This window comes from Streptosporangium sp. NPDC020145 (assembly GCF_040631275.1).
Lineage (GTDB): Bacteria > Actinomycetota > Actinomycetes > Streptosporangiales > Streptosporangiaceae > Streptosporangium.
Genome location: NZ_JBEXZT010000001.1, coordinates 149014 through 169296 on the forward strand (window position 1 = coordinate 149014; position 20283 = coordinate 169296).

Sequence of the window (20283 nt, forward strand, 5' to 3'; positions counted from 1 at the left end):
AGACTTTCCCGCGACCCGCGAATTCCCCCGTACGGTTTCAGGCGGCCCGGGGCGATGGGAGAACGATCCCGCGAACCCGCCGGCGGGCCCGAATATGGTTGTCGCTCCGCCATCGGATGCGCGTAGGGTTGGGGACGCAGTCGGTTCGCCCTGCCCGCCAGGCAGACGCGTCGTAAGAGGGAACCCGGTGTGACTCCGGGACTGCCCCGCAGCGGTGAGTGGGAACGACCGCCGTCAAACGCACTGGATCCGGCAGATCGGGTCCGGGAAGCGACGGCCACTAGGTGTCAGGGCGAGACAACGGCCCGGACGTGCCCGCGAGTCCGAAGACCTGCCACTGCCCGCGTGCGACCACGCACGCGGTGACCTCGGTGACCTCGCGGGTGGGTCGGCGGCATGGGACGGGCCTGGTGCGCCCGCCTCTCCTTCGTCTCTCCCCTCGGGGCACCGGAGTCCTTTCGTGACTCGCGAAGGAGAGTTCCGTGACCGAGACTTCCTCCCCCACCGTGTACGGCTACCCCCGTCAGGGGCCGGACCGTGAGCTGAAGAAGGCGATCGAGGGCCACTGGGCGGGCCGGGTGACCGAGCGTGACCTGCTGGACGTCGCGGCCGGGCTGCGCGCAGGCAACTGGCGGCACCTGACGGAGGCGGGGGTGCGGGAGGTGCCGACCGGCGACTTCTCGCTGTACGACCACGTCCTCGACACCACCGTCATGGTCGGCGCCGTCCCCCCGCGTCACCGAGCCGTCGTGGAGACGGAAGGCCCCCTGGCGGGATACTTCGCCATGGCCCGGGGCACCCAGGAGGTCGCCCCGCTGGAGATGACCAAGTGGTTCGACACCAACTACCACTACCTGGTGCCGGAGCTGGGACCTGACACCGTCTTCGCCGCGGACCCGGCAAAACAGGTCGGCGAACTGCGCGAGGCCGTCGCGCTCGGGCACACCGCGCGCCCCGTGCTCGTCGGCCCCGTCACCTACCTGCTGCTGGCCAAGCCCGCCCCCGGCGCGGACCCGGCCTTCGAACCCATCGGCCTGCTCGACCGGCTGCTGCCCGTCTACGCCGAGGTGCTCGCCGCCCTGCGCGCGGCCGGTGCCGAGTGGGTGCAGCTCGACGAGCCCGCGCTGGCGCAGGACCGCGACCGGGCGGTGCTCGACGCCGCCGCCCACGCCTACCGTGAGCTCGGCGCCCTGACCGACCGGCCGAAGATCCTCGTCGCCGGTTACTTCGACCGGCTCGCAGACGCGCTGCCGGTCCTGGCCAGGGCGCCGATCGAGGGCCTGGGACTGGACTTCACCGGCCCGGCCGCGGCCAACCTGGAGGACCTGGCCCGCGCGGGCGGTCTGCCCGGCAAGCGCCTGATCGCCGGTGTCGTGGACGGCCGCAACGTGTGGATCAACGACCTGGGCGGGTCGCTGGCGACCCTGGCCACCCTGCTCGGCCTGGCCGGCCGGGTGGACGTCGCGCCCTCCTGCTCGCTGCTGCACGTCCCCGTCGACCTCGGGCTCGAACACGGCCTCGACCCGCGGGTCGGCCGCTGGCTCGCCTTCGCCAGGCAGAAGGTCGCCGAGGTCGTCACCCTGGCCACCGGGCTCAGCGAGGGAACCGGGGCCGTCGCCGGACGGCTGGCCGCCAACCGGGCCGACCTGGCCTCACGCGAGGCCTCCACGCTCACCCACGACCCCGGGGTCAGGGCCCGCGCCGCCGCGGTCACCCCCGCCGACACCCGCAGGCCCCAGCCGTACGGTGAGCGGGCGGCGGCCCAGCGCGCCCGCCTCGGCCTGCCGGAGCTGCCCACGACCACCATCGGCTCCTTCCCGCAGACCGGGCGGCTGCGGGCGGCCCGCGCCGACCTGCGCGCCGGGCGGATCGACCAGGACGCCTACGACGAGCTGATCGCCTCGGAGATCCGCTCGGTCCTGGTCTTCCAGGAGCGGGCGGGCATCGACGTCCTGGTGCACGGAGAGCCGGAACGCAACGACATGGTCCAGTACTTCGCCGAGCGGCTCAACGGCTACCTGGCCACCCAGCACGGCTGGGTGCAGTCGTACGGCACCCGCTACGTGCGCCCGCCGATCCTGGCCGGGGACGTCTCCCGCCCCAGGCCGATGACGCTGCGCTGGACGACCTACGCCCAGTCCCAGACGGGGCGCCCGGTCAAGGGCATGCTGACCGGCCCGGTCACCATGCTCGCCTGGTCCTTCGTCCGCGACGACCAGCCGCAGGCCGAGACCGCCCGCCAGGTCGCCCTCGCCCTGCGCGACGAGGTCGCCGACCTGGAGGCCTCGGGCATCGCCGTCATCCAGGTGGACGAGCCCGCGCTGCGGGAGACACTGCCGCTGCGCGCGGCCGACCGGCCCGCCTACCTGGCCTGGGCGACGGAGGCCTTCCGCCTGGCCACGAGCGGGGTGCGGGCCGACACCCAGATCCACACCCACATGTGCTACGCCGAGTTCGGTGAGATCCTGTCCGCCATCGACGACCTCGACGCCGACGTGATCAGCCTGGAGGCCGCCCGTTCCCACATGCGGGTCGCCGGCGAGCTGGCCGGGGCCGGGTATCCCCGCGAGGTGGGGCCGGGCGTCTACGACATCCACTCCCCGAGGGTGCCGGACGTCGAGGAGGTCGCCTCCCTGCTGCGCGAGGGACTCGGCGGCGTCCCGGCCGGGCGGCTGTGGGTCAACCCCGACTGCGGCCTGAAGACCCGTGGCTGGGGCGAGGTCCGTGTCTCCCTGGACAACATGGTCGCCGCGGCCCGGGTGGTCAGGGCGGAGGCCGGCTGACCCCTCCTCCGGGCCCGGCGCGCGCCGGGCCCGGAGGCTCCCGGTCACGACAGGCGTTCGGCCGCGAGCCGCCGCACCTCAGACCGCACGATCTTGCCCAGCGGGGTTCTCGGGAAGGCGTCCAGGCCCAGGTCCTCGACGGGGACGAACCTGCGCGGCACCTTGAAGGTGCTGACGAACCTCAGCAGCGTCGCGCGCCAGCCGTCGACGCGGGCGACGGCACCGGGCAGCAGCGTGTAGACGAGCACCGGCTCGGCCCCCGTCACCGGGTGCGGCAGCGCCACCAGGACGGCGTCCTCGACGCCTTCGAGGTGCGGGACGACGTTCTCGACCTCGGCGGGGTAGAGGTTCTCGCCGTTGACGACGACCATGCCGTCGAGGCGGTCGACGATCGACAGCTCCCCGCGTTCGTCGAGGCGTCCCAGGTCGCCGGTGCGTATCCAGCCGTCGTCGATCCGCTCCCCGGTGAGGCCGGGGGCGTCCTGGTAACGGGTGAACACGTTGTCCCCGCTCAGCAGCACCTCGCCGCTCTCACCGGTCGCGACGTCCCGCCCGTCCCGGCCGGCCACGCGGACCCGGGAGCAGTCCAGGGGCAGCCCGGCGCTCCTGGGGTCGCCGCTCTTTCTCCCGCGTGGTTCGACCGTGGCGATCGAGGCCGTCTCGGTCATGCCGTACACCTGGTGGACGGGCAGGCCGAAGGTGGCCTCGAAGCGGTGGATCAGCTCGACGGCGAGGGGGGAGCCTCCGGCGAGGACCCCCTTCAACCGGCCTGCGACCGGTCGTTCCGGCCGTTCGACCAGGTGGGCGAGGTAGGCGTTGACCACAAGCGTCCACGTTGGCTCGTAGCGGTCGACGTAGGTCCAGAACCGCGCCAGCGCCGCCTCCGGGCGCACGCACACGGTACGGCCGCCGCACCACAGCGGGGTCAGCGTCGGGAAGACCTGCCCGCCGGCGTGGAAGAGCGGGCCCACGTTGAGGAAGACGTCGTCCTGGCCCGCCCGCGCCCATCCGGCCAGGGACCGGGAGCCCGACAGCAGGCTCCTGTGCGACAGGACGACCCCCTTCGGGGTGCCGGTGGAACCGGAGGTGTAGACGATCTCGGCGTCGGCCGCGCCGTCACCGCCGGAGAGGATCGGCCGCCTGCCGTACGCCTCACCCCGCGCGAGCAGGCCGGTCAGCAGGGACTCCTCGTCGTCGGTGCCGATCCACTCCGGGCGTCGCCGCAGCTTCACGGCCGTGGCCTCGCGGCCGAGGACGAGCGCGGGCCCGCAGTGCGTCAGGAGCGTTTCGAGTTCGGCGGCGCCCGCCTTCGGGTTCAGCGGCACCAGCACCCGCCCTGAGGCGACGACGCCGAGGAAAAGCAGCGCCGCCAGCGACGAGTTGTGCATGACCGTCGCCACCCGCGCCCCGGCGGGGACGCCGCGTTCCTCGAACAGGGTCGCGCATCCCCTGGTGAAGGTCAGGACGTCCGCGAAGGAGAAGACGCGGCTCTCCGGCTCGACGGGCAGCAGGTAGGGGCGCTCGCCGTACCTGGCGGCGGCCGAGGTGACGAGGCCGAGCAGGGTCGTCGCCGCGGGGAGGGACGGCCCGGTCACGGCCGGCGGGGCGGGTCCGGGCAGGGCGACGCTCCGGGACCCCTCCCGCAGGGCACGTCGTACGGCGGCGCACAGGTGGCTGACCGTGGGCGTCTCGAAGACGACGTCGACGACGTCCGCGCCGAAGGACAGTTCGAGGCGCGTCACGATCTCCACGGCGGCCAGTGAGTCCATCCCGGCTTCCATGAGGTCGTCGTCGGGACCGAGACGGGAACGGTTGAGGGCCTCGGCGCAGATGGAGGTCACCCGCGCCTCAAGATCGGTCGTGGCCACCGAAGAACGCCTCCGTTCAATTCACGGACCGTTCTGCCGCCGCGCCGGTCCCCTTTTCTCTCCCGCGGTGATATCCATCCGTCGCCCCACGGACGGTCAGAAGTGACGTCGCGATGATCCGCGGATAACCGGGATCATGTGCGGTGGTTCTTCGCGGCGGTGTCACACCGCCCTCGGAGAATGCGCCCGAAACGGCCCGCTGTCAACGACGGAACAGTTCCCGCGGTGCTGATTCGGGTTTTCGTTTCTTTCTTTCCGCATGGGGTACGCCGGGCCGGTGAAATCCGGGGAGCAGGGGTACGGGCCGACACGAGGACCATTTCGACCTTGGGACGGGGTAATGGCCACGGCACCGCTCGGCGGCGATTTCGACCCCTTCTCGCCGGAGATCACGGCGGGTCCTTATCCCGCCTGCGCCGGCCTCCTCCGTTCCGGCGAACCCGATCGCGCGCCCGCCGCGCGCCTGACACCCCGTCGTACCCGACGCCCGCCGGGTCCGGGTCCGCGGGGCGGGAATTCCGGTCCCGGGGCGGACCGGAAAAGGCGGAGCCGAATATCGGAATAAAAAGCCGCCCGAAACCAGGGGTCCCGGAATCCCCGGCTTTTTGTGTTACCTGTGAAACGTGTGTTACCAGAGTGGCCTGATGGATTCGGTATTCCGTGACGGATCGAGCACCGTACGACGGTTTTGGGCGCTCCCTGGTATCGGTCTTGACCGTGTGTTAGCATTCCTCCGACTAAAGGCCTGTAAGGGAATTTTATGGCCGTTGACCGCGAGGACGCCGGCTGGTCGGTTCGGTTTCCTGTGTCGTAAGAATTACCGCTCGCGTACTTTTTCTGGAGAAAGCATCAGGCCTGTTTCGGCATTGGAGGGTGACGGTGACCCGGAAAGTCGCGGTTCTGGACGACGAATTGCTTGTGGTGCGAACACCCGAAGAATTCCATCGTGCGCCGGGCGACTATCAGAAGATGCTGATCAGCCAGGTCATGATCAACACAGAGGGTGAGCTGTCCGGCGGCGACGACTACACCATGGTCTTCCTCCCGCTGGCGCCGAACGCCGAGGAACGCCAGGTCTGCGCCGAGCGCGCGGTCGAGGAGTACGACCACTACAAGATCGGAAAGCGGATCCTCGCCGAGATCGGCGTCGACACCACCTACATGGAGCAGCAGTCGCTCGACGAGCGCAACCTGTTCGCCGACCAGGGACTGCACACCTGCACCACCTGGGCCGAGCGGGGCGTGTTCTCCTACATCGGCGAGGAGGCGGCGCTGCTGATGATCCGCGAGTTCGCCGAGAGCAGCTACAAACCGTGGGCGGAGGCGGTGCGCACCATCATCCTCGACGAGAAGGTGCACATCGCCCACGGCGCCCGGGTGTGCAGGAACCTCGCCACCACCGAGGAGGGCAGGCAGCAGCTGCAGGCCGCGCTCGACCGGCTGTGGCCCACCTTCATCGGCGTCTTCGGCAACCCCAACTCCAAACGCGCCGAACTGGCCATCAGGTACGGCCTGCGCCAGACCACGAACGCCGAGGCCCGCGACCAGTGGATCAAGACCGTCTCGGCCCGCGCGATCAACCTCGGGTTGCGCGTACCGACGACCCAGGCGGGCTGACCATGGCCACGGTTCCGCTCACCCTCGCTCCCTACAACCCTCCGGAGCCGGAACGGCGCGCCGCCAAGGTACGGCTGCGCGAACTGCTCGCCGACCGGCCGGACCTCGCCGAACGTGTCCAGGCCATCCGTGAGATGGGACGCCGGGTCCGCGCCTGCGAGGTCCACCTGACCACCACCTGCAACATCCGCTGCAAGGGGTGCTGGTACTTCGAGGGCGGTTTCGACGCCGCCGTGCCCGAGACCTCCGACATCGGCCTGATCAGGGCGTTCGTCGAACGGCTCGACGCCTCGGGGGTGACCCAGGCCACGCTGATCGGTGGCGAGCCGACCCTGGTGCTGAACCGGGTCCAGCCATTCGTCGAGCTGCTGCCGTACATCACCATCTCCACCAACGGGCTGCGCCCGCTGCCGAGGGAGGGCTTCGAGAACGTCGCCGTCGCGATCAGCCTCTTCGGCGGCGGCCCGCTCGACGACGACCTGCGCGCGCACCGGCCCAACGGCTCGACGTTCACCGGCCTCTTCGACAAGGCGCTCGGGCACTACCGGGACGACCCGCGTGTGACGTTCGTCTTCGCGCTGTCGGAGGACGGCCTGCGCCACGTCGAACCGACCGTGCGGGCCATCGCCGACAACGGCAACCAGGTCACCTTCAACTTCTACAGCGCGCACGGCACGGACCATCCGCTGCGCATCGAGAACGAGAAGAGAACCCTGGCCGAGGCGCTGCGGGTCAAGGAGCTGTTCCCGGAGACCGTGGTCTCCCACCCCTACTTCATCGAGACCCTCATCACCGGGCGCACCCACTGGGGAGGCCGGTTCGGCTACGACGTCTGCCCGAGCATCAGCGTCGAACTGCCCGAGCACGCCGCGCGGGTCGGCAACGGCCACCCGGTCATCGACGGGTTCGCGGTCTACGGCGCCGACTACAAGACGCTGCAGTTCTGCTGCACCTCGGGAGACTGCGGCGGCTGCCGCGACAGCCAGGCCGTCTACACCTGGCTGGTCGTCAGCCTCAACCGGTTCCTGGACAGCCCCGAGCGGCTGGAGACGTGGACCGGCCTGGCCGAGGCCTACTGGCGGCAGTGGTACTGGTCGCAGCGTCACTCGCCGAACTTCGCGCGCCGTACCGCATCCGCATCCGCCGAGTGAGACAGGCCCAGTGAGACAGAAGGGAAAGACAGGCATGACGAGTGAGGCCGCCCCGTCCGCCATCCGGGACTTCATCAACAAGGAACTCGTCGACCTCGGGGTCGAGGAGGACGCGCTCGACGCCGACGCCAGGTTCGACGAACTGGACATCGACTCCCTCGACGTCGCCGACCTGATGACGTCGATCAAACGTGACTACGGCGTCGTGATCCCGCGCCGAGACCTGGTCGGGATCACGCTCGGCCAGCTGGTCGACCGCGTCGTCTCCGAGCGGGCCGCGGCCGTGCAGGAGGCCGCCGAGGCGGGGTGACCGGCACCGGGTGAGGACACCGGCGGCGCGCAGGAGAACGAGAACCCCCGAACGGAGACATGCAGGTGTCCGGACTTTTCACGGGCAGGAAGTACCTCATCACCGGAGTGCTCAACGAGGAGTCCATCGCCTGGCACGTCGCCGCCGCGCTGCAGGCGCAGGGCGCGGACGTCGTGCTCACCTCCTTCGGGCGTGCCCTGCGCGTCACCCGCAAGGCGGCGGCCCTGCTGCCGTCGCCCGCGGACGTCCTCGAACTGGACATGACCGACGACACGCACTTCCAGGCGGTCGCCGAGGAGGCCGCGGAGTGGGACCGCCTCGACGGTGTGCTGCACAGCGTCGCCCACGCGCCCGCCGACGCGCTCGGCTCCGGTTTCCTGACCACCCCGGCGGCCAGCGCGCTCGACGGTTTCCGCGTCTCCGCCTACTCCCTGCAGCAGCTCGCCCAGGCCCTGGCCCCCGTGCTCGCACGGGCGGAGAACGGCGGCGCGATCGCCGGGATGACCGTGGACACCGGCAGGGCGCTGCCCGGCTACGACTGGATGGGCGTCTACAAGACGGCCCTTGAGTCCGTCGCCCAGTACCTGGCCCTCTATCTCGGCCCGTCGGGAATCCGGGTGAACCTGGTCGCCGCGGGCCCGGTCGAGACGGTCTCGGCCTCGGGGGTGAGCAGCTTCGGGCGGCTGGCCGACCACTACGAGCGGTGGGCGCCGCTCGGCTGGGACCGCAACGACCCGTCGCGGGTGGTCGGCGCGGTGCTGTTCCTGCTCTCCGACCTCGCCAGGTACACGACCGGACAGGTGCTGTACGCCGACGGCGGGATGCACGCGGTGACCGGCGGCGTCGGCGTCCCCGGCCCCGCGGACCCCTCCGGGCGGCGGTGAGCGCCGCACACGGGCCGAAGCCACCGACGACCGGTCGCGGGGCGTCGGCCGCCACGACTGGTTGAAGGAGGTCGGCATGCGTCTCCTCGTCAAGGGAACGGCCGGACCGCTCGCCGGGGAGCTGGACATCCCGGTCTCGAAATATCACGCGCACCGCGCCCTCATCCTGGCCTCCCTGGCGCCGGGGACCAGCCGCATCCACGGCCTGACCGACGCGGGGCACGTCCGGCACACCGTCGCCGCGCTGCGGAGTCTCGGCACGTCCATCAGGGTGGAGGGGGACACCTTCGTCGTCGAGGGCGGGCCGTACCGGCCGAGGGACGGCGTGGTCTCGGTCGGCAGCTCGGGCACCACCCTGTACTTCCTGACCCCGCTGGCCTGCCTGGCCGAGGCGCCCGTCACGATCACCGGGCAGCGCTACTTCCGGCGCAGGCCGATCAGGCCGCTGCTCGCCGCGCTCGCCGCGCTCGGCGTGACCGTCGAGGCGCCGACGGGCTGCCCGCCCATCTCGGTCCTGCCGCACCGCCCCTCGGGAGGGCGGGTGAGCGTGCCGGGCACGCTGTCGCAGTGGATCTCCGGCCTGCTGCTCCTGGCGCCCTTCGCGACGGGCCCCAGCCTCATCGAGGTCACCGGGCCGTTCAACGAACGCTCCTACGTGGACCTGACCGTGTCGATGATGCGGACCTTCGGCCTGACCGTCGAGGTCGGCGACGACGGCCGCGCCTTCGCCGTCGAACCGGGCCAGCGGGCGCGTCCCGCGACGGTCACCCTGCCGCCGGACATCGGCTCGGCCGCCTTCGGGATCGCGGCCACCGCGCTGCACCCGTCGGACGTGCTGCTGCGCGGTCTGCGCACGACGAGCGCCGCGGAGACCGACCACCCGGAGGCGGACCTGCTGGACATCCTCACCCGCATGGGGGTGCCGTTGCTCCGCGACCCGGACAGCGGGTTCGTGCGGGTGCGTCACGACGGGCTGCGCCTTGCCCCCGTCACGGTCGACTGCCGTACGGTCCCGGACGCGCTGCCGGTGCTGAGCGCCCTCGCCTGCCACGCCGAGGGCACCTCGGTGCTGGAGAACGTGGCCCACGTGCGGCTCAAGGAGTCCGACCGGGTGACCGCGATGCTGCAGCTCAACCGGATGGGGGCACGGCTCGGGCTGCGCGGCGAACGGCTGGTCTGCCACGGGGTGGAGAGCCTCGCCGCGGCCGACCTGTCCTCCTTCAACGACCACCGGGTGCTGATGGCGCTGGCGGTGGCCGCGTCGAGGGCCGACGGGGAGAGCAGGCTGACCTACCCCAACGCCTACCGGATCTCCTACCCGCGCTTCCTCAACGAGATGAACACGGTCGGCATGTCCATGACGGTGCAGGCCCCGGAACGGGGGCCACAGGGGACACAGGAGACACGGACTCCCCGGGTCGATCCCGGCAGGATGGCCGCCACGACCGTCGGCGCGCTCGTGCGCCGCAGGGCGGGGGAGCGGCCGGACGACGTCGCCGTGGTCGAGACCGCCTCGGAGGGCCGCGGGGAGCGCGTCCTCACCTGGCGGGAGCTCGACGAGCGCGCCGACGCCGCCGCCGCACTGCTGCTCGACCTCGGCGTCGAACCGGGCGAGCCGGTCGCCTGGCAGCTGCCGAACTGGGCGGAGTTCCCCGTCCTGGCCCTGGCGACGGCCCGCGTCGGGGCGCTGTGCTGCCCGCTCATGCCGATCTTCCGTGAGCGGGAGATGTCCTTCATGCTGGGCGCCTCCCGGGCGAGGGTCCTCGTCGTCGCGGAGCGGTTCCGGGGGCGTGACCACGCCGCCGAGATCGCCGGGCTGCTCGCGCTGCCGGGCGCGCCACGGCTCGACCACGTCGTGGTGGCCGGTGGCGAGGGGCCCCTGCCGTACGGCACGGGCACGACCGCGTGGCACCGCTGGGAGGAGGCGACGGCCGGGCGTTCCCCCGGCCGCGCCGTGATCGACGCGCGCGGGCCCGCGCCGACCGCGCTGGCCCAGCTGCTGTTCACCTCGGGCACCTCCGGCACGCCCAAGGGGGTGCTGCACCGGATGGACGCGCTGACCAGGGCCGCCATGATGGAGGTCAGGCACCTTGGCCTCACCCGGCGGGACCGGGTCTTCGTCCCCTCCCCGCTGGCCCACCAGACCGGGTTCCTCTACGGCATGTGGCTGGCGATGGCGCTGGGCGTCCCGCAGGTCCTGCAACCCGTCTGGGACGGCCGGGCCGCGCTGGACGCGCTGTGCCGCTGGGAGTGCACCTTCACCCAGGCGGCGACCCCGTTCCTCGGCGACCTGCTGGGCGCGGTCGAGGAGACCGGACGACGCCCGGAGGCGCTGCGGATCTTCGTGGCGACCGGCGCCGCGGTCCCGCGCGCGCTGGCGGAACGGGCCACCCGGACGCTGGGCGCCGCGGTGTGCGGCGCGTGGGGCACGACCGAGACCGGCCTGGGCACCCTGTCGGCGCCCGGCGACGAGGAGGCCCTGGTGTGGGGGACCGACGGACGGGCCCTGACCGGGGTGCGCGTCCGGGTCACCGACGACGCTGGCCGGGTCCTCGGCCCCGGCCAGGAGGGCAACTTCGAGGTCACCGGCAAATGCCTGTTCGAGGGCTACCTCGACCAGCCGGAGCAGACCGCGCAGGCCATGACCCCCGACGGGTGGTACCGCAGCGGCGACCTCGCCGTGATCGACGAGGCCGGGTTCGTCCGGATCACCGGGCGGGTCAAGGACGTGATCAACCGGGGCGGGGAGAAGGTGCCCGTCGCCGAGATCGAGCAGCTGCTGCACACCCACCCGGCGATCGGCGACGTGGCGATCGTCGCGATGCCCGACGAACGGCTCGGCGAACGGGCCTGCGCCTACGTCGTGGCGACCGGCGAGGTGGACCTCGGCGAGATGCGGCGCTTCCTCGACGAACGCCGGGTGGCCAAGCAGTACTGGCCGGAACGCCTTGAGCTCGTCGGGGAACTGCCCCGCAACCCCGCGGGCAAGGTGCAGAAGTTCCTGCTGCGCGAACGGGCGAGACAGCTTGACGGTGTCGACAGTGAGGTGCATGGGTGATGTGGAGCGGTGAGAGCGCCTTCCCGGCGTTGCTCAGGGAGGCCGAGGCGTTCGTCCGCGGCCCGGGCGAGGAGTACGCGGCCGAGATCGAACGGACCCGCGCCGTCCCCGCGCGGCTCTGGGAGGACCTGCGCGAACGCGGCTTCCTGCGCCTGGCCGCGCCGGTGGAGTACGGCGGGCGCGGCGTCCCCTTCTCCCGCTACCTGGAGGTCCTCGAACTGATCTCCATGTCGCACGCCTCGGTGCGGATGATCGTGCACGTGTGCAACGGGGTGTGGCGGTCCATGGACCGTTTCGCCACCGACGAGCAGCGCAAGGAGTTCGTGCTGCCGCAGATCGCCGGGGACATCAGGGTCGCCTTCACGCTGACCGAACCGGACGCGGGAACCGGCGCGGACCTGCGCGCCAGTGTGACCAGGCAGGGGGACACCTACTTCCTGTCCGGCAGGAAGCACCTGATCACCTTCGGGGTGAGCTGCGACTACTGGCTGCTGTTCGCGCGCCTTGAGGGCACCGCGGGCAAGGAGGGCACGGTCGCGCTGCTGGTCGAGCGCGGGGCGCCGGGCGTGACGGTCGAGGCCATGCCGGACACCATGGGCGTGCGCGGCACCGACCACGCCAGGCTGACCTTCGACCGCACGCCGGTCCCGGTCGCCAACCGGCTCGGCGAGGAGGGCCAGGGGCTGGAGGTCGCGCTCGGCGGATTCCTCACCCCCAGCAGGATCGCGGTCGCGACGACCTGCGTCGGGCTGGCGAGGAGGGCGCAGGAACTGGCGGCCGAGCACGCGCGGGAACGCCACACCTTCGGCAAGCCCCTCGCCGCCCGGCAGGCGATCGCGTTCGCCCTCGCCGAGAACGCCGCCGACATCGAGGCGGCCCGCCAGCTCACCCTGTACGCGGCCCGCCGGTGGGAGGACGGCGACGAACGGGCGGGCACGCTGTCGTCGATGGCCAAGCTCACCGCGGTCGACATGCTGACCAGGGTCACCGACAAGGCGCTGCAGGTGCACGGCGGCATCGGGTACTGGGAGTCGAGCCCCATCGAACGGGTCTACCGGGACGCCCGGGCCCAGCGGTTCGAGGAGGGCACCAACGAGATCCAGAAGACCGTGATCGCCAGGGACGTACTGAGGGCGGGAAATTGAGCATCTATCAGGACAAGATCGTCGTGATCACGGGAAGCTCGCGCGGCATCGGGCGGGCCCTGGCGCTCACGCTCGCCGCGGGCGGCGCGACCGTCGTGGTCAACTACAAGAAGAACACCGCCCTGGCCGAGCAGACCTGCAAGGAGATCGAGCAGGCGGGCGGCAGGGCGCTGGCCGTGCGGGCCGACGTCGAGCAGCCGGAGGAGATCGACAGGCTCTTCGGCACGGTCGGCGAGACCTTCGGCAGGCTGGACCACTTCGTGTGCAACGCGGCGGCCAGCGCGTTCAAGAACATCGCCGACCTCAGGCAGCACCACCTCGACCGCTCCTACGCGATGAACGTGCGCTCCTTCGTGCTCGGCGCGCAGCACGCCGTACGGCTGATGACCGGCGGCGGGCGGATCGTCGCGCTGTCCAGCTACGGCAGCATCCGCGCCTACCCGACCTACGCCAACCTCGGCGCGGCCAAGGCGGCGATCGAGGCGTGGGTGCGCTACATGGCGGTGGAGTTCGCGCCGAAGGGCGTCAACGTCAACGCGGTCAACGGCGGCATCATCGAGTCCGACTCCTCGGAGTACTTCTACAACATCCCCGGCATGGCGCCGCTGCCCGGAGTGCTGTCCAAGATCCCCAAGGCGCGGATGGGAACCGCGCGGGAGGTCGCCGACTGCGTCGCGTTCCTGCTCTCGCCCGCCTCCGAGTACGTCACCGGGCAGACCCTCGTGGTCGACGGCGGCCTTTCGGTGATCGCGCCGCCCTTCCACGAGGACCTGACACCCCCGCTGGCCTGGGATGACTGACCTGCGGCACGTCCTGTCCCCGGGGCGGATCGGGCGGCTCGAACTCCCGCACCGCGTCGTCATGGGCGCGATGCACCTCGGCTTCGAGGCGCGCGACGACGGCGGCGCCGCGCTGGCCGCGTTCTACGCCGAACGGGCCAGGGGCGGCGCCGGGCTGATGGTCACCGGCGGCGCGGCGGTGAGCGCCGAGGGCGCGGGAGGCCCCGGGTACGGCGTGCTCGGCGACGCCGCCTTCCACGCCCGGCTGCGGCGGGTCACCCGGCGGGTGCACCGGGAGGGCGGGCTGATCGCGCTGCAGCTGTTCCACGCGGGCCGTTACGCGCGGCCCGCGCCCTCCGGGCCGCCGCCGGTCGCGCCGTCCGCCGTGCACAGCCGCTTCTCGGGGCGCGAGCCGTACGCCATGACCCCGCAGCGGGTCCGCGGGACCGTCGAGGACTTCGCACGCGGCGCCGCCCTCGCGCGTGACCTCGGGTTCGACGCCGTCGAGGTGATGGGGTCCGAGGGATACCTGGTCGACCAGTTCCTCTCGCCGCTGACCAACCTCCGCGACGACGAGTGGGGCGGCGACGCCGTACGGCGCGGGCGTTTCGGCGCCGAGGTCACCCGGGCGGTCCGCACGGCCGTGGGGGAGGACTTCCCGGTCGTCGTCCGTTTCACCGGGATCGACCTGATGGACGGCGGCACCCCGCAGGAGGACGTCCTGGCCTTCGCCAGGGCGCTCGCCGCGGCCGGGGCGGACGCGCTCAACGTCGGCGTCGGCTGGCACGAGTCCCCGGTGCCCAGCGTGCAGGCCGTCGTGCCGCCCGGGGTGTGGACACCGTTCGCCGTCCAGGTGAAGGAGGTCGTCGGCGACCTTCCGGTCATCGCGGGCAACCGGGTGAACCGCCTGGAGACCGCCGAGGCGATCCTCGCGGGGACCCCGATCGATCTGGTCTCCATGGCCCGCCCCTTCCTCGCCGACGCCGGCCTGGTCTCCGCCGCGCGGCGGGGCCGGCCGGTGAACGTCTGCCTGGCCTGCAACCAGGCGTGCGTCGACCACTCGCTGACCGAGCGCGAGGTGTCGTGCATGGTCAACCCCAGGGCGGGCCGGGAGTCCGTCCCCCGGTGGTCCGTCCGCCCGGTACGGCCTCGCACCGTCGCGGTCGTCGGCGGCGGGCCCGCCGGGCTGCAGGCCGCCAGGAGGGCGGCGCTGGCCGGGCACCGGGTCGAGCTCTACGAGGCGGCCGAGGCCCTCGGCGGCCAGTTCCGCATGGCGCGCCAGGTGCCGGGCAAGGCCGACTACGGCGGGACGATCGCCTACTTCGCCGCGGAACTGGCCCGGCTCGGCGTCCGCGTCCACCTCGGCCGCGCGATCGGGGCCGCCGACCTCGGCCTGCTGCGCTCCCACGACGGCGTGATCGTCGCCAGCGGCACCCGCCCCCGCCGGGTGGACGTCCCCGGCGCCGACCTGCCGAACGTGCTCACCTACCCCGAGGCGTTCGCCCGCCATGCCCGGGAGGGCCTGGAGGGGCGGGTGGCGATCGTCGGCGGTGGCGGCGTCGCCGCCGACCTGGCCCACCTCCTCAGCAGAGGCCACGGCCCGCTGGGGGAGGACGAGCGCTTCCTGCGCCGCCACGGCCTGGCCGCCGGTCCCGTGCCGGTCACCGCGCGGGCCGAGGTCACCCTCGTGCAGCGCGGCGCCCGCACCGCCGGGCGCACCGGCAGGTCGACCCGGTGGGCGGTGCTGGCGGAGCTGCGCGAACAGGGCGTGCGCGTCCTGCGTGAGACGGCCTGCCTGCGGATCACCCCGGCCGGGGTGTGGATCGCCGGGCCGGACGGCGCCGAACGGCTCGTCGAGGCCGAGACGGTCGTCGTCGCCGCAGGCCAGGTCACCGACCGGGCGGTCCCCGCGCTCGCCGGGGACGCCGGGGTGTGGCACCGCCTCGCCGGCGGGGCGAGGGACGCCGAAGGGCTCGACGCGGTGCGGGCCTTCGCCGAGGGGTTCGCCGCCGCGGCCGAGTTCGACGAGCGGGGACCGGGCGCGCTTGAGCCCGCCGGTCCGGGAAACCGTGGAGGGACTGTCAATGGGTAACGGGCACGAGGTGGTGATAACCGGGATCGGCGCGGTCACCCCGGTGGGGATCGGCAGGGAGGAGACCTGGCGCAACCTGCTGGCCGGGCGTTCCGGCGTCGGCCCCGTCACCGCGTTCGACGCGAGCGGGCTGCCGACCAGGATCGCGGCGGAGGTCAAGGGCTTCGACCCGGCCGCCTACCTCGACGCCAAACGGGTCCGCCGCTCGGCCCGCTTCTCCCAGTTCGCGGTCGCCGCGGCGCGCGAGGCCGTCGCCGACGCGAAACTGGAGATCGGCCGGGACAACGCCGCCAGGGTCGGGGTGGTGGTCAACGCCGCCGTCGCCGGGTTCGACACGGTCGAGACGGCGACCAGGGGGTTGCTGTCCCCCTCGCCGGTCACGCCCAACAGCTACTTCGTCCCGTCCTCGCTGACGAACATGCCCGCCTGCGAGACGGCCATCGACCTCGGCGCGCACGGCCCGGTCAACGCCAGCGCGCTGGCCTGCGCCAGCGGCCTGTACGCCCTGCTCGACGCGCGGCGGCTCATCCTCTCCGGTGAGGCGGACGCGGTCGTCTGCGGGGGGACGGACGCCGCGATCACCCCGGTGATGTTCGCGGGCCTGGTCGGCATGGGCGCGATGTCGGAGCGCAACGACGACCCCCGGGGCGCCAGCAGGCCCTTCTCCGCGGACCGGGACGGGTTCGTGTTCGGGGAGGGGGCGGTGATCATGGTCGTCGAGTCGGCCGAGCACGCCGCAGGACGTGGGGTCACACCGTACGCCGCCGTCGCGGGCGGGGCGCTGACCTGCGACGCCTTCCACATCAGCGCGCCCGACCCGTACGGCGGGCACGCGGCGGAGGCGATCGGCCAGGCGCTGCGGCGCGCGGGGGTCCAGCCGGGGGACCTCGACTACGTCTGCGCGCACGGCACCTCGACCGCAGCCAACGACGCGACCGAGACCAGGGCCATCCGCACGGCGCTCGGCTCGGCCGCGGACCGGGTCGCCGTCAGCGCCCCCAAGTCGATGGTCGGCCACCTCATCGGGGCGGCGGGCTCCCTGGGGGCGATGGTGTGCGCGATGGCGATCCGCGACGGGGTCGTGCCGCCGACCATCAACCTGGAGGTGCCCGACCCCGCCTGTGACCTCGACTACGTGCCAGGCGCCGCGCGGCGGACACCGGTCCGCGTCGCGGCCACCAACGCCTTCGGGTTCGGGGGGCAGAACTGCGTGGCCGTGTTCAGCGGCCTAGAATAAGTCGACACCCGACAGGAGGCATTCATGAACGATGGTTTCCAGCTCCTTCGCACAACACATCCCCTTCCCGCGGCCGAACGGGAGGAAATCCTCGCTGCTCCGGGTTTCGGTCGTTTCTTCACCGACCACATGGCCTCCGCTACGTGGACGCCGGAGACCGGCTGGCATGACTTTCGGGTAACCGCTCTCGAACCAATTCCAATGCACCCCGGCGCGGCCGTCCTGCATTACGCCCAGGAGATTTTCGAGGGCCTCAAGGCATTCAGGCACGACGACGGGAGCATCTGGCTCTTCCGGCCCGACCTGAACGCGCGCCGTTTCGTGAACTCGGCCAGGAGGCTGGCCCTGCCCGTGCTGTCCGAGGAGCTCTTCGTCGCCAGCGTCGAGGCGCTGGTGCGCGCGGACGAGGCGTGGGTGCCGCCGTACGAGGGCGGGCGGAGCCTGTACCTCCGGCCGTTCATGTTCGGCTCCGAGGCCTTCCTCGGGGTGCGCCCGGCCGCGCACGTCACCTACGGCGTCATCGCCTGCCCCGCGGCCTCCTACTTCTCCTCCGGTCTCAGCGGCGTCAAGCTGTGGGTCAGCGAGAACTACGCGCGGGCGGGCAAGGGCGGCACCGGCGCCGCCAAGTGCGGCGGCAACTACGCCTCCAGCCTCGCCGCCCAGGTCGAGGCCCAGGAGCAGGGCTGCGACCAGGTGCTCTACCTCAGTGACGACGAGGAGCGCTACCTGGAGGAGTCGGGCACGATGAACCTCTTCCTGGTCACCGCCGACGGCGAGCTGGTCACGCCGGGCCTGGGCACGATCCTCGACGGCGTCACCAGGGACAGCGTGCTCGAACTGGCCGACGAGCACGGCCTGAAGCCGGCGCAGCGGCAGGTCGGCCTGGCCGAGCTGCGTGAGGGCTGCGCGAGCGGGGCGATCACCGAGATGTTCGCCTCGGGAACCGCCGCGGTCATCAACCCGATTCTCGGATTCAAGGGAAGAGAATACGAGCAGACCGTCGGCGGCGGCGTTCCCGGGGAAGTGACGACAAGTATGAGGAATCACATTCTGAACATTCAGTACGGCCTGGCCCCCGACACCCGCAACTGGCTTCGCCGGGTGATTTAAAGGTGGCGTCCGCCTTATCGGGCCGGGAAACGGAGAATGCGCCCTCGGGACGTGTCGCCGTCATCGGGATCGGAATACGCGCGCCGGGTGGCGTGACGGACACCGCGTCATATTGGGACGCCATTGTCCGGGCCCGCGACCTGACCGGTGACTTACCGGCCGACCGTCGCGAGGCCTTCGGCGCCGAATGGGATGACGTGGTGACCCGAGGTGGTTACCTGGACAATCCCTTCGATTTCGACGCACGGTTCTTCGGCATGTCGCCGCGTGAGGCCCGCACGGTGGACCCCCAGCACAGGCTGCTGCTCGAAGTCGTCTGGGAGGCGTTCGAGGACGCGGGCACACCGCCGGGCGCAGGGGCGGAGGAGACCGGTGTGTTCGTGGGCATAACCGGCCAGGACTACCGGCACTGGCTGTCCGGGGAGCCCAACTCGTACTGGACGGTCGGCAACGGCCACAGCTTCTCCGCCGGGCGGATCGCGCACACGCTGGGCCTGGGCGGCCCCGCCGTCGCCATGGACACCGCCTGCTCCTCCTCCCTCGTCGCGATCCACACCGCCTGCCGGGCCCTCACCGCGGGCGACTGCGACCTGGCCGTCGCCGCCGGGGTCAACCTGGTCCTGTCCCCCCGCACGACCAGGGAGGTCGGCAGGACCGGGGCGCTGTCCCCGGACGGTGTCTCCCGGCCGTTCGACGCCGCCGCGAACGGGTTCGTGCGCGGTGAGGCGTGCGGGGCGGTCGTCCTCAAACGGCTGGACGACGCGCTCCGCGACCGTGACCGCGTCCACGCGGTGATCGACGGCAGCGCGATCAACCAGGACGGCCGCTCGGCCACCTTCACCGCCCCCAACGGCGACTCCCAGGCCAGGCTCATCGGGTCGCTGCTGGCCAGGATCGGCCTGACCGGCGCGGACATCGGCTACCACGAGGCGCACGGCACCGGGACCCAGCTCGGCGACCCGGTCGAGATGCGGGCCGTGACCACCGCGCTGCGCACCGGCGGAGGTGTTCTCCACGTCGGCTCGGTCAAGGCCAACCTCGGCCACACCGAGTCCGCAGCCGGGGTGATGGGGCTGGTCAAGGCCGTCCTGTGCCTGGAGAACCGGTTGATCCCCCCGCAGGCGGGCTTCGAGACGCTCAACCCGCGCATCGACCTGACGGGGACAGGCGTGGTCGTCCCGGGACGGGCCCTGCCCTGGGGCCCGGAGGCGGGCGCGCGGGCCTCGGTCTGCTCGTACGGCATGAGCGGAACCAACGCCTACGCGGTGCTCTCCGCGGCGCCCGCCCCCGGCCCGGTCCCCGCCCGGGACACCGGTCCCGTGCCCGGGTTCACGATCTCCGCCCGCACCCCGGCCGCGCTCGGGGAACTCGCCGGCCGGTACGGCGAGCACCTGGCGGGGCTCGCTGAGGACGGCTACCCGGCCTTCGCCCACACCGCGACCCACGGCAGGACACGCCACGCCCGCACGGTGTGGGTCGGCGCGGACTCGGCGGCGGCGGCGTGCGAGGCCGCCGAGGCGTTCGCGCACGGCCTCGACCATCCGGCCGTGCGCCCGCTCGCCGAGGACGAGCCGGCACCGTGGCCCGCCCCGGCCGGCGCGCGCGTCGTCGCGTCGCTGCCGTCCTATCCCTGGCAGCACGTCCGGCACGTCGTCGAGAGGGACGGGGGACAGGCATGACACGGCCACAGGAACGGGTGGGGGAGCACGCGCCCCTGAGCCCGCGCCTCTCCCTCGACGAGGTGCGCGGGCTGGTCACGGAGTTCTGGCCGGACTCCGGGCTGTGGGTGAGCGAGGTCTCGCCGTACCGGGTGGTCGTCACGGCGGGACCGGAGGGGCTGGAGTGCAGGCCGGGCGGCACCCTGTCCGGCCCGGCGATCTTCAAGGCGGCCGACCTGTCGTCCTTCCTGGCGATAAACGCCTACGCGGGCAGGGTACTGACCGGGGTGCTGACGCACGGCAGCGTCAGCCTGCTCGAAGCGGCGGAACCCGGCCCGCTCACGGTCGTCGTCGAGGTGGTCAGGCTGGGCCGCCGGACGGCGGTGGCGAACGGGCGGATCAGCGACGCCGAGGGCGGGCTGATCGCCGTGACGACCATGCAGTTCGCGCTGCCCTCCCGGCAGGTGCTCAGCCCCGGTCCCTGAGGAGGCGCGGACCGACGTGGTGGCGGAGCTCCGGACGAGCCGCTCCAGCCCTTCCCGACCGGTGTGCGGCCCAGGCCGCCCGGTGTCGTCGTGCGTCCGGCCACGG

At 72.3% G+C, this 20283-nt stretch carries 14 protein-coding genes and 1 riboswitch; of the genes, 13 read left to right on the plus strand and 1 reads right to left on the minus strand.

Annotation, left to right across the window (positions count from 1 at the left end):
* Positions 1–160 precede the first annotated feature (160 nt).
* Positions 161–336, plus strand: a riboswitch (cobalamin riboswitch).
* Positions 337–482: 146 nt separating this feature from the next.
* The gene (gene metE / locus ABZ463_RS00635; protein ID WP_362771694.1) at positions 483–2783 is read left to right on the plus strand and encodes a 5-methyltetrahydropteroyltriglutamate--homocysteine S-methyltransferase; all 2301 of its coding nucleotides are present in this window, start codon (positions 483–485) and stop codon (positions 2781–2783) included.
* Between the two features lie 44 nt (positions 2784–2827).
* Here the strand turns inward: metE and ABZ463_RS00640 are convergent, their stop codons facing one another.
* On the minus strand, positions 2828–4651 hold the full coding sequence (locus tag ABZ463_RS00640; RefSeq protein ID WP_362771696.1) for an AMP-binding protein: 1824 nt from the start codon (positions 4649–4651) through the stop codon (positions 2828–2830).
* Positions 4652–5620: 969 nt separating this feature from the next.
* On the opposite strand from ABZ463_RS00640, the gene ABZ463_RS00645 reads away from it, so the two are divergent.
* From ABZ463_RS00645 to ABZ463_RS00700, 12 genes are all read left to right on the plus strand, one after another.
* Entirely contained in the window at positions 5621–6268 is a 648-nt protein-coding gene (locus ABZ463_RS00645; protein ID WP_352009175.1) for a Phenylacetic acid catabolic protein, read from the plus strand.
* Between the two features lie 2 nt (positions 6269–6270).
* The gene (locus ABZ463_RS00650) at positions 6271–7419 is read left to right on the plus strand and encodes a radical SAM protein (protein WP_352009176.1); all 1149 of its coding nucleotides are present in this window, start codon (positions 6271–6273) and stop codon (positions 7417–7419) included.
* 34 nt (positions 7420–7453) lie between these two features.
* Positions 7454–7729, plus strand: a complete 276-nt coding sequence (locus tag ABZ463_RS00655) for an acyl carrier protein (RefSeq protein ID WP_352009177.1) — start codon at positions 7454–7456, stop codon at positions 7727–7729.
* Between the two features lie 65 nt (positions 7730–7794).
* Positions 7795–8613, plus strand: a complete 819-nt coding sequence (gene fabI / locus ABZ463_RS00660) for an enoyl-ACP reductase FabI (RefSeq protein ID WP_362771699.1) — start codon at positions 7795–7797, stop codon at positions 8611–8613.
* Between the two features lie 76 nt (positions 8614–8689).
* Positions 8690–11671: a 3-phosphoshikimate 1-carboxyvinyltransferase gene (gene aroA / locus ABZ463_RS00665; protein ID WP_362771701.1), complete on the plus strand. Its 2982-nt coding sequence runs from the start codon at positions 8690–8692 to the stop codon at positions 11669–11671.
* The gene (locus ABZ463_RS00670) at positions 11671–12816 is read left to right on the plus strand and encodes an acyl-CoA dehydrogenase family protein (protein WP_352009180.1); all 1146 of its coding nucleotides are present in this window, start codon (positions 11671–11673) and stop codon (positions 12814–12816) included. The genes aroA and ABZ463_RS00670 overlap by 1 nt, the downstream gene beginning before the upstream one ends.
* A complete protein-coding gene (locus tag ABZ463_RS00675; protein WP_362771703.1) occupies positions 12813–13616 on the plus strand; it encodes an SDR family oxidoreductase in 804 nt (267 codons plus the stop codon). The genes ABZ463_RS00670 and ABZ463_RS00675 overlap by 4 nt, the downstream gene beginning before the upstream one ends.
* Positions 13609–15687 (plus strand): FAD-dependent oxidoreductase, encoded by a 2079-nt coding sequence (locus ABZ463_RS00680; RefSeq protein WP_362771705.1) that lies wholly within the window; start codon positions 13609–13611, stop codon positions 15685–15687. Before ABZ463_RS00675 ends, ABZ463_RS00680 begins: the two co-directional genes overlap by 8 nt.
* Positions 15680–16924 carry a beta-ketoacyl-ACP synthase II gene (locus tag ABZ463_RS00685; protein ID WP_362771707.1) on the plus strand — a complete coding sequence of 415 codons (1245 nt, stop codon included), beginning with the start codon at positions 15680–15682 and terminating at the stop codon, positions 16922–16924. The genes ABZ463_RS00680 and ABZ463_RS00685 overlap by 8 nt, the downstream gene beginning before the upstream one ends.
* Positions 16925–16948: 24 nt before the next feature.
* Positions 16949–18034, plus strand: coding sequence for a branched-chain amino acid aminotransferase (locus ABZ463_RS00690; RefSeq protein WP_352009184.1), 1086 nt, complete (start codon positions 16949–16951; stop codon positions 18032–18034).
* Positions 18035–18036: 2 nt separating this feature from the next.
* Positions 18037–19713: a beta-ketoacyl synthase N-terminal-like domain-containing protein gene (locus ABZ463_RS00695; RefSeq protein WP_362771710.1), complete on the plus strand. Its 1677-nt coding sequence runs from the start codon at positions 18037–18039 to the stop codon at positions 19711–19713.
* Positions 19710–20177 carry a PaaI family thioesterase gene (locus ABZ463_RS00700; protein ID WP_352009186.1) on the plus strand — a complete coding sequence of 156 codons (468 nt, stop codon included), beginning with the start codon at positions 19710–19712 and terminating at the stop codon, positions 20175–20177. Before ABZ463_RS00695 ends, ABZ463_RS00700 begins: the two co-directional genes overlap by 4 nt.
* Positions 20178–20283 lie beyond the last annotated feature (106 nt).

Excerpts from the sequence above, each read along its gene's own strand:
- ABZ463_RS00645 (WP_352009175.1), top strand. The coding sequence starts at position 5,621 with ATGCTGATCAGCCAGGTCATGATCAACACAGAGGGTGAGCTGTCCGGC.
- ABZ463_RS00650 (WP_352009176.1), top strand. The coding sequence starts at position 6,271 with ATGGCCACGGTTCCGCTCACCCTCGCTCCCTACAACCCTCCGGAGCCG.
- ABZ463_RS00655 (WP_352009177.1), top strand. The coding sequence starts at position 7,454 with ATGACGAGTGAGGCCGCCCCGTCCGCCATCCGGGACTTCATCAACAAG.
- aroA (WP_362771701.1), top strand. The coding sequence starts at position 8,690 with ATGCGTCTCCTCGTCAAGGGAACGGCCGGACCGCTCGCCGGGGAGCTG.
- ABZ463_RS00670 (WP_352009180.1), top strand. The coding sequence starts at position 11,671 with ATGTGGAGCGGTGAGAGCGCCTTCCCGGCGTTGCTCAGGGAGGCCGAG.
- ABZ463_RS00680 (WP_362771705.1), top strand. The coding sequence starts at position 13,609 with ATGACTGACCTGCGGCACGTCCTGTCCCCGGGGCGGATCGGGCGGCTC.
- ABZ463_RS00685 (WP_362771707.1), top strand. The coding sequence starts at position 15,680 with ATGGGTAACGGGCACGAGGTGGTGATAACCGGGATCGGCGCGGTCACC.
- ABZ463_RS00690 (WP_352009184.1), top strand. The coding sequence starts at position 16,949 with ATGAACGATGGTTTCCAGCTCCTTCGCACAACACATCCCCTTCCCGCG.
- ABZ463_RS00700 (WP_352009186.1), top strand. The coding sequence starts at position 19,710 with ATGACACGGCCACAGGAACGGGTGGGGGAGCACGCGCCCCTGAGCCCG.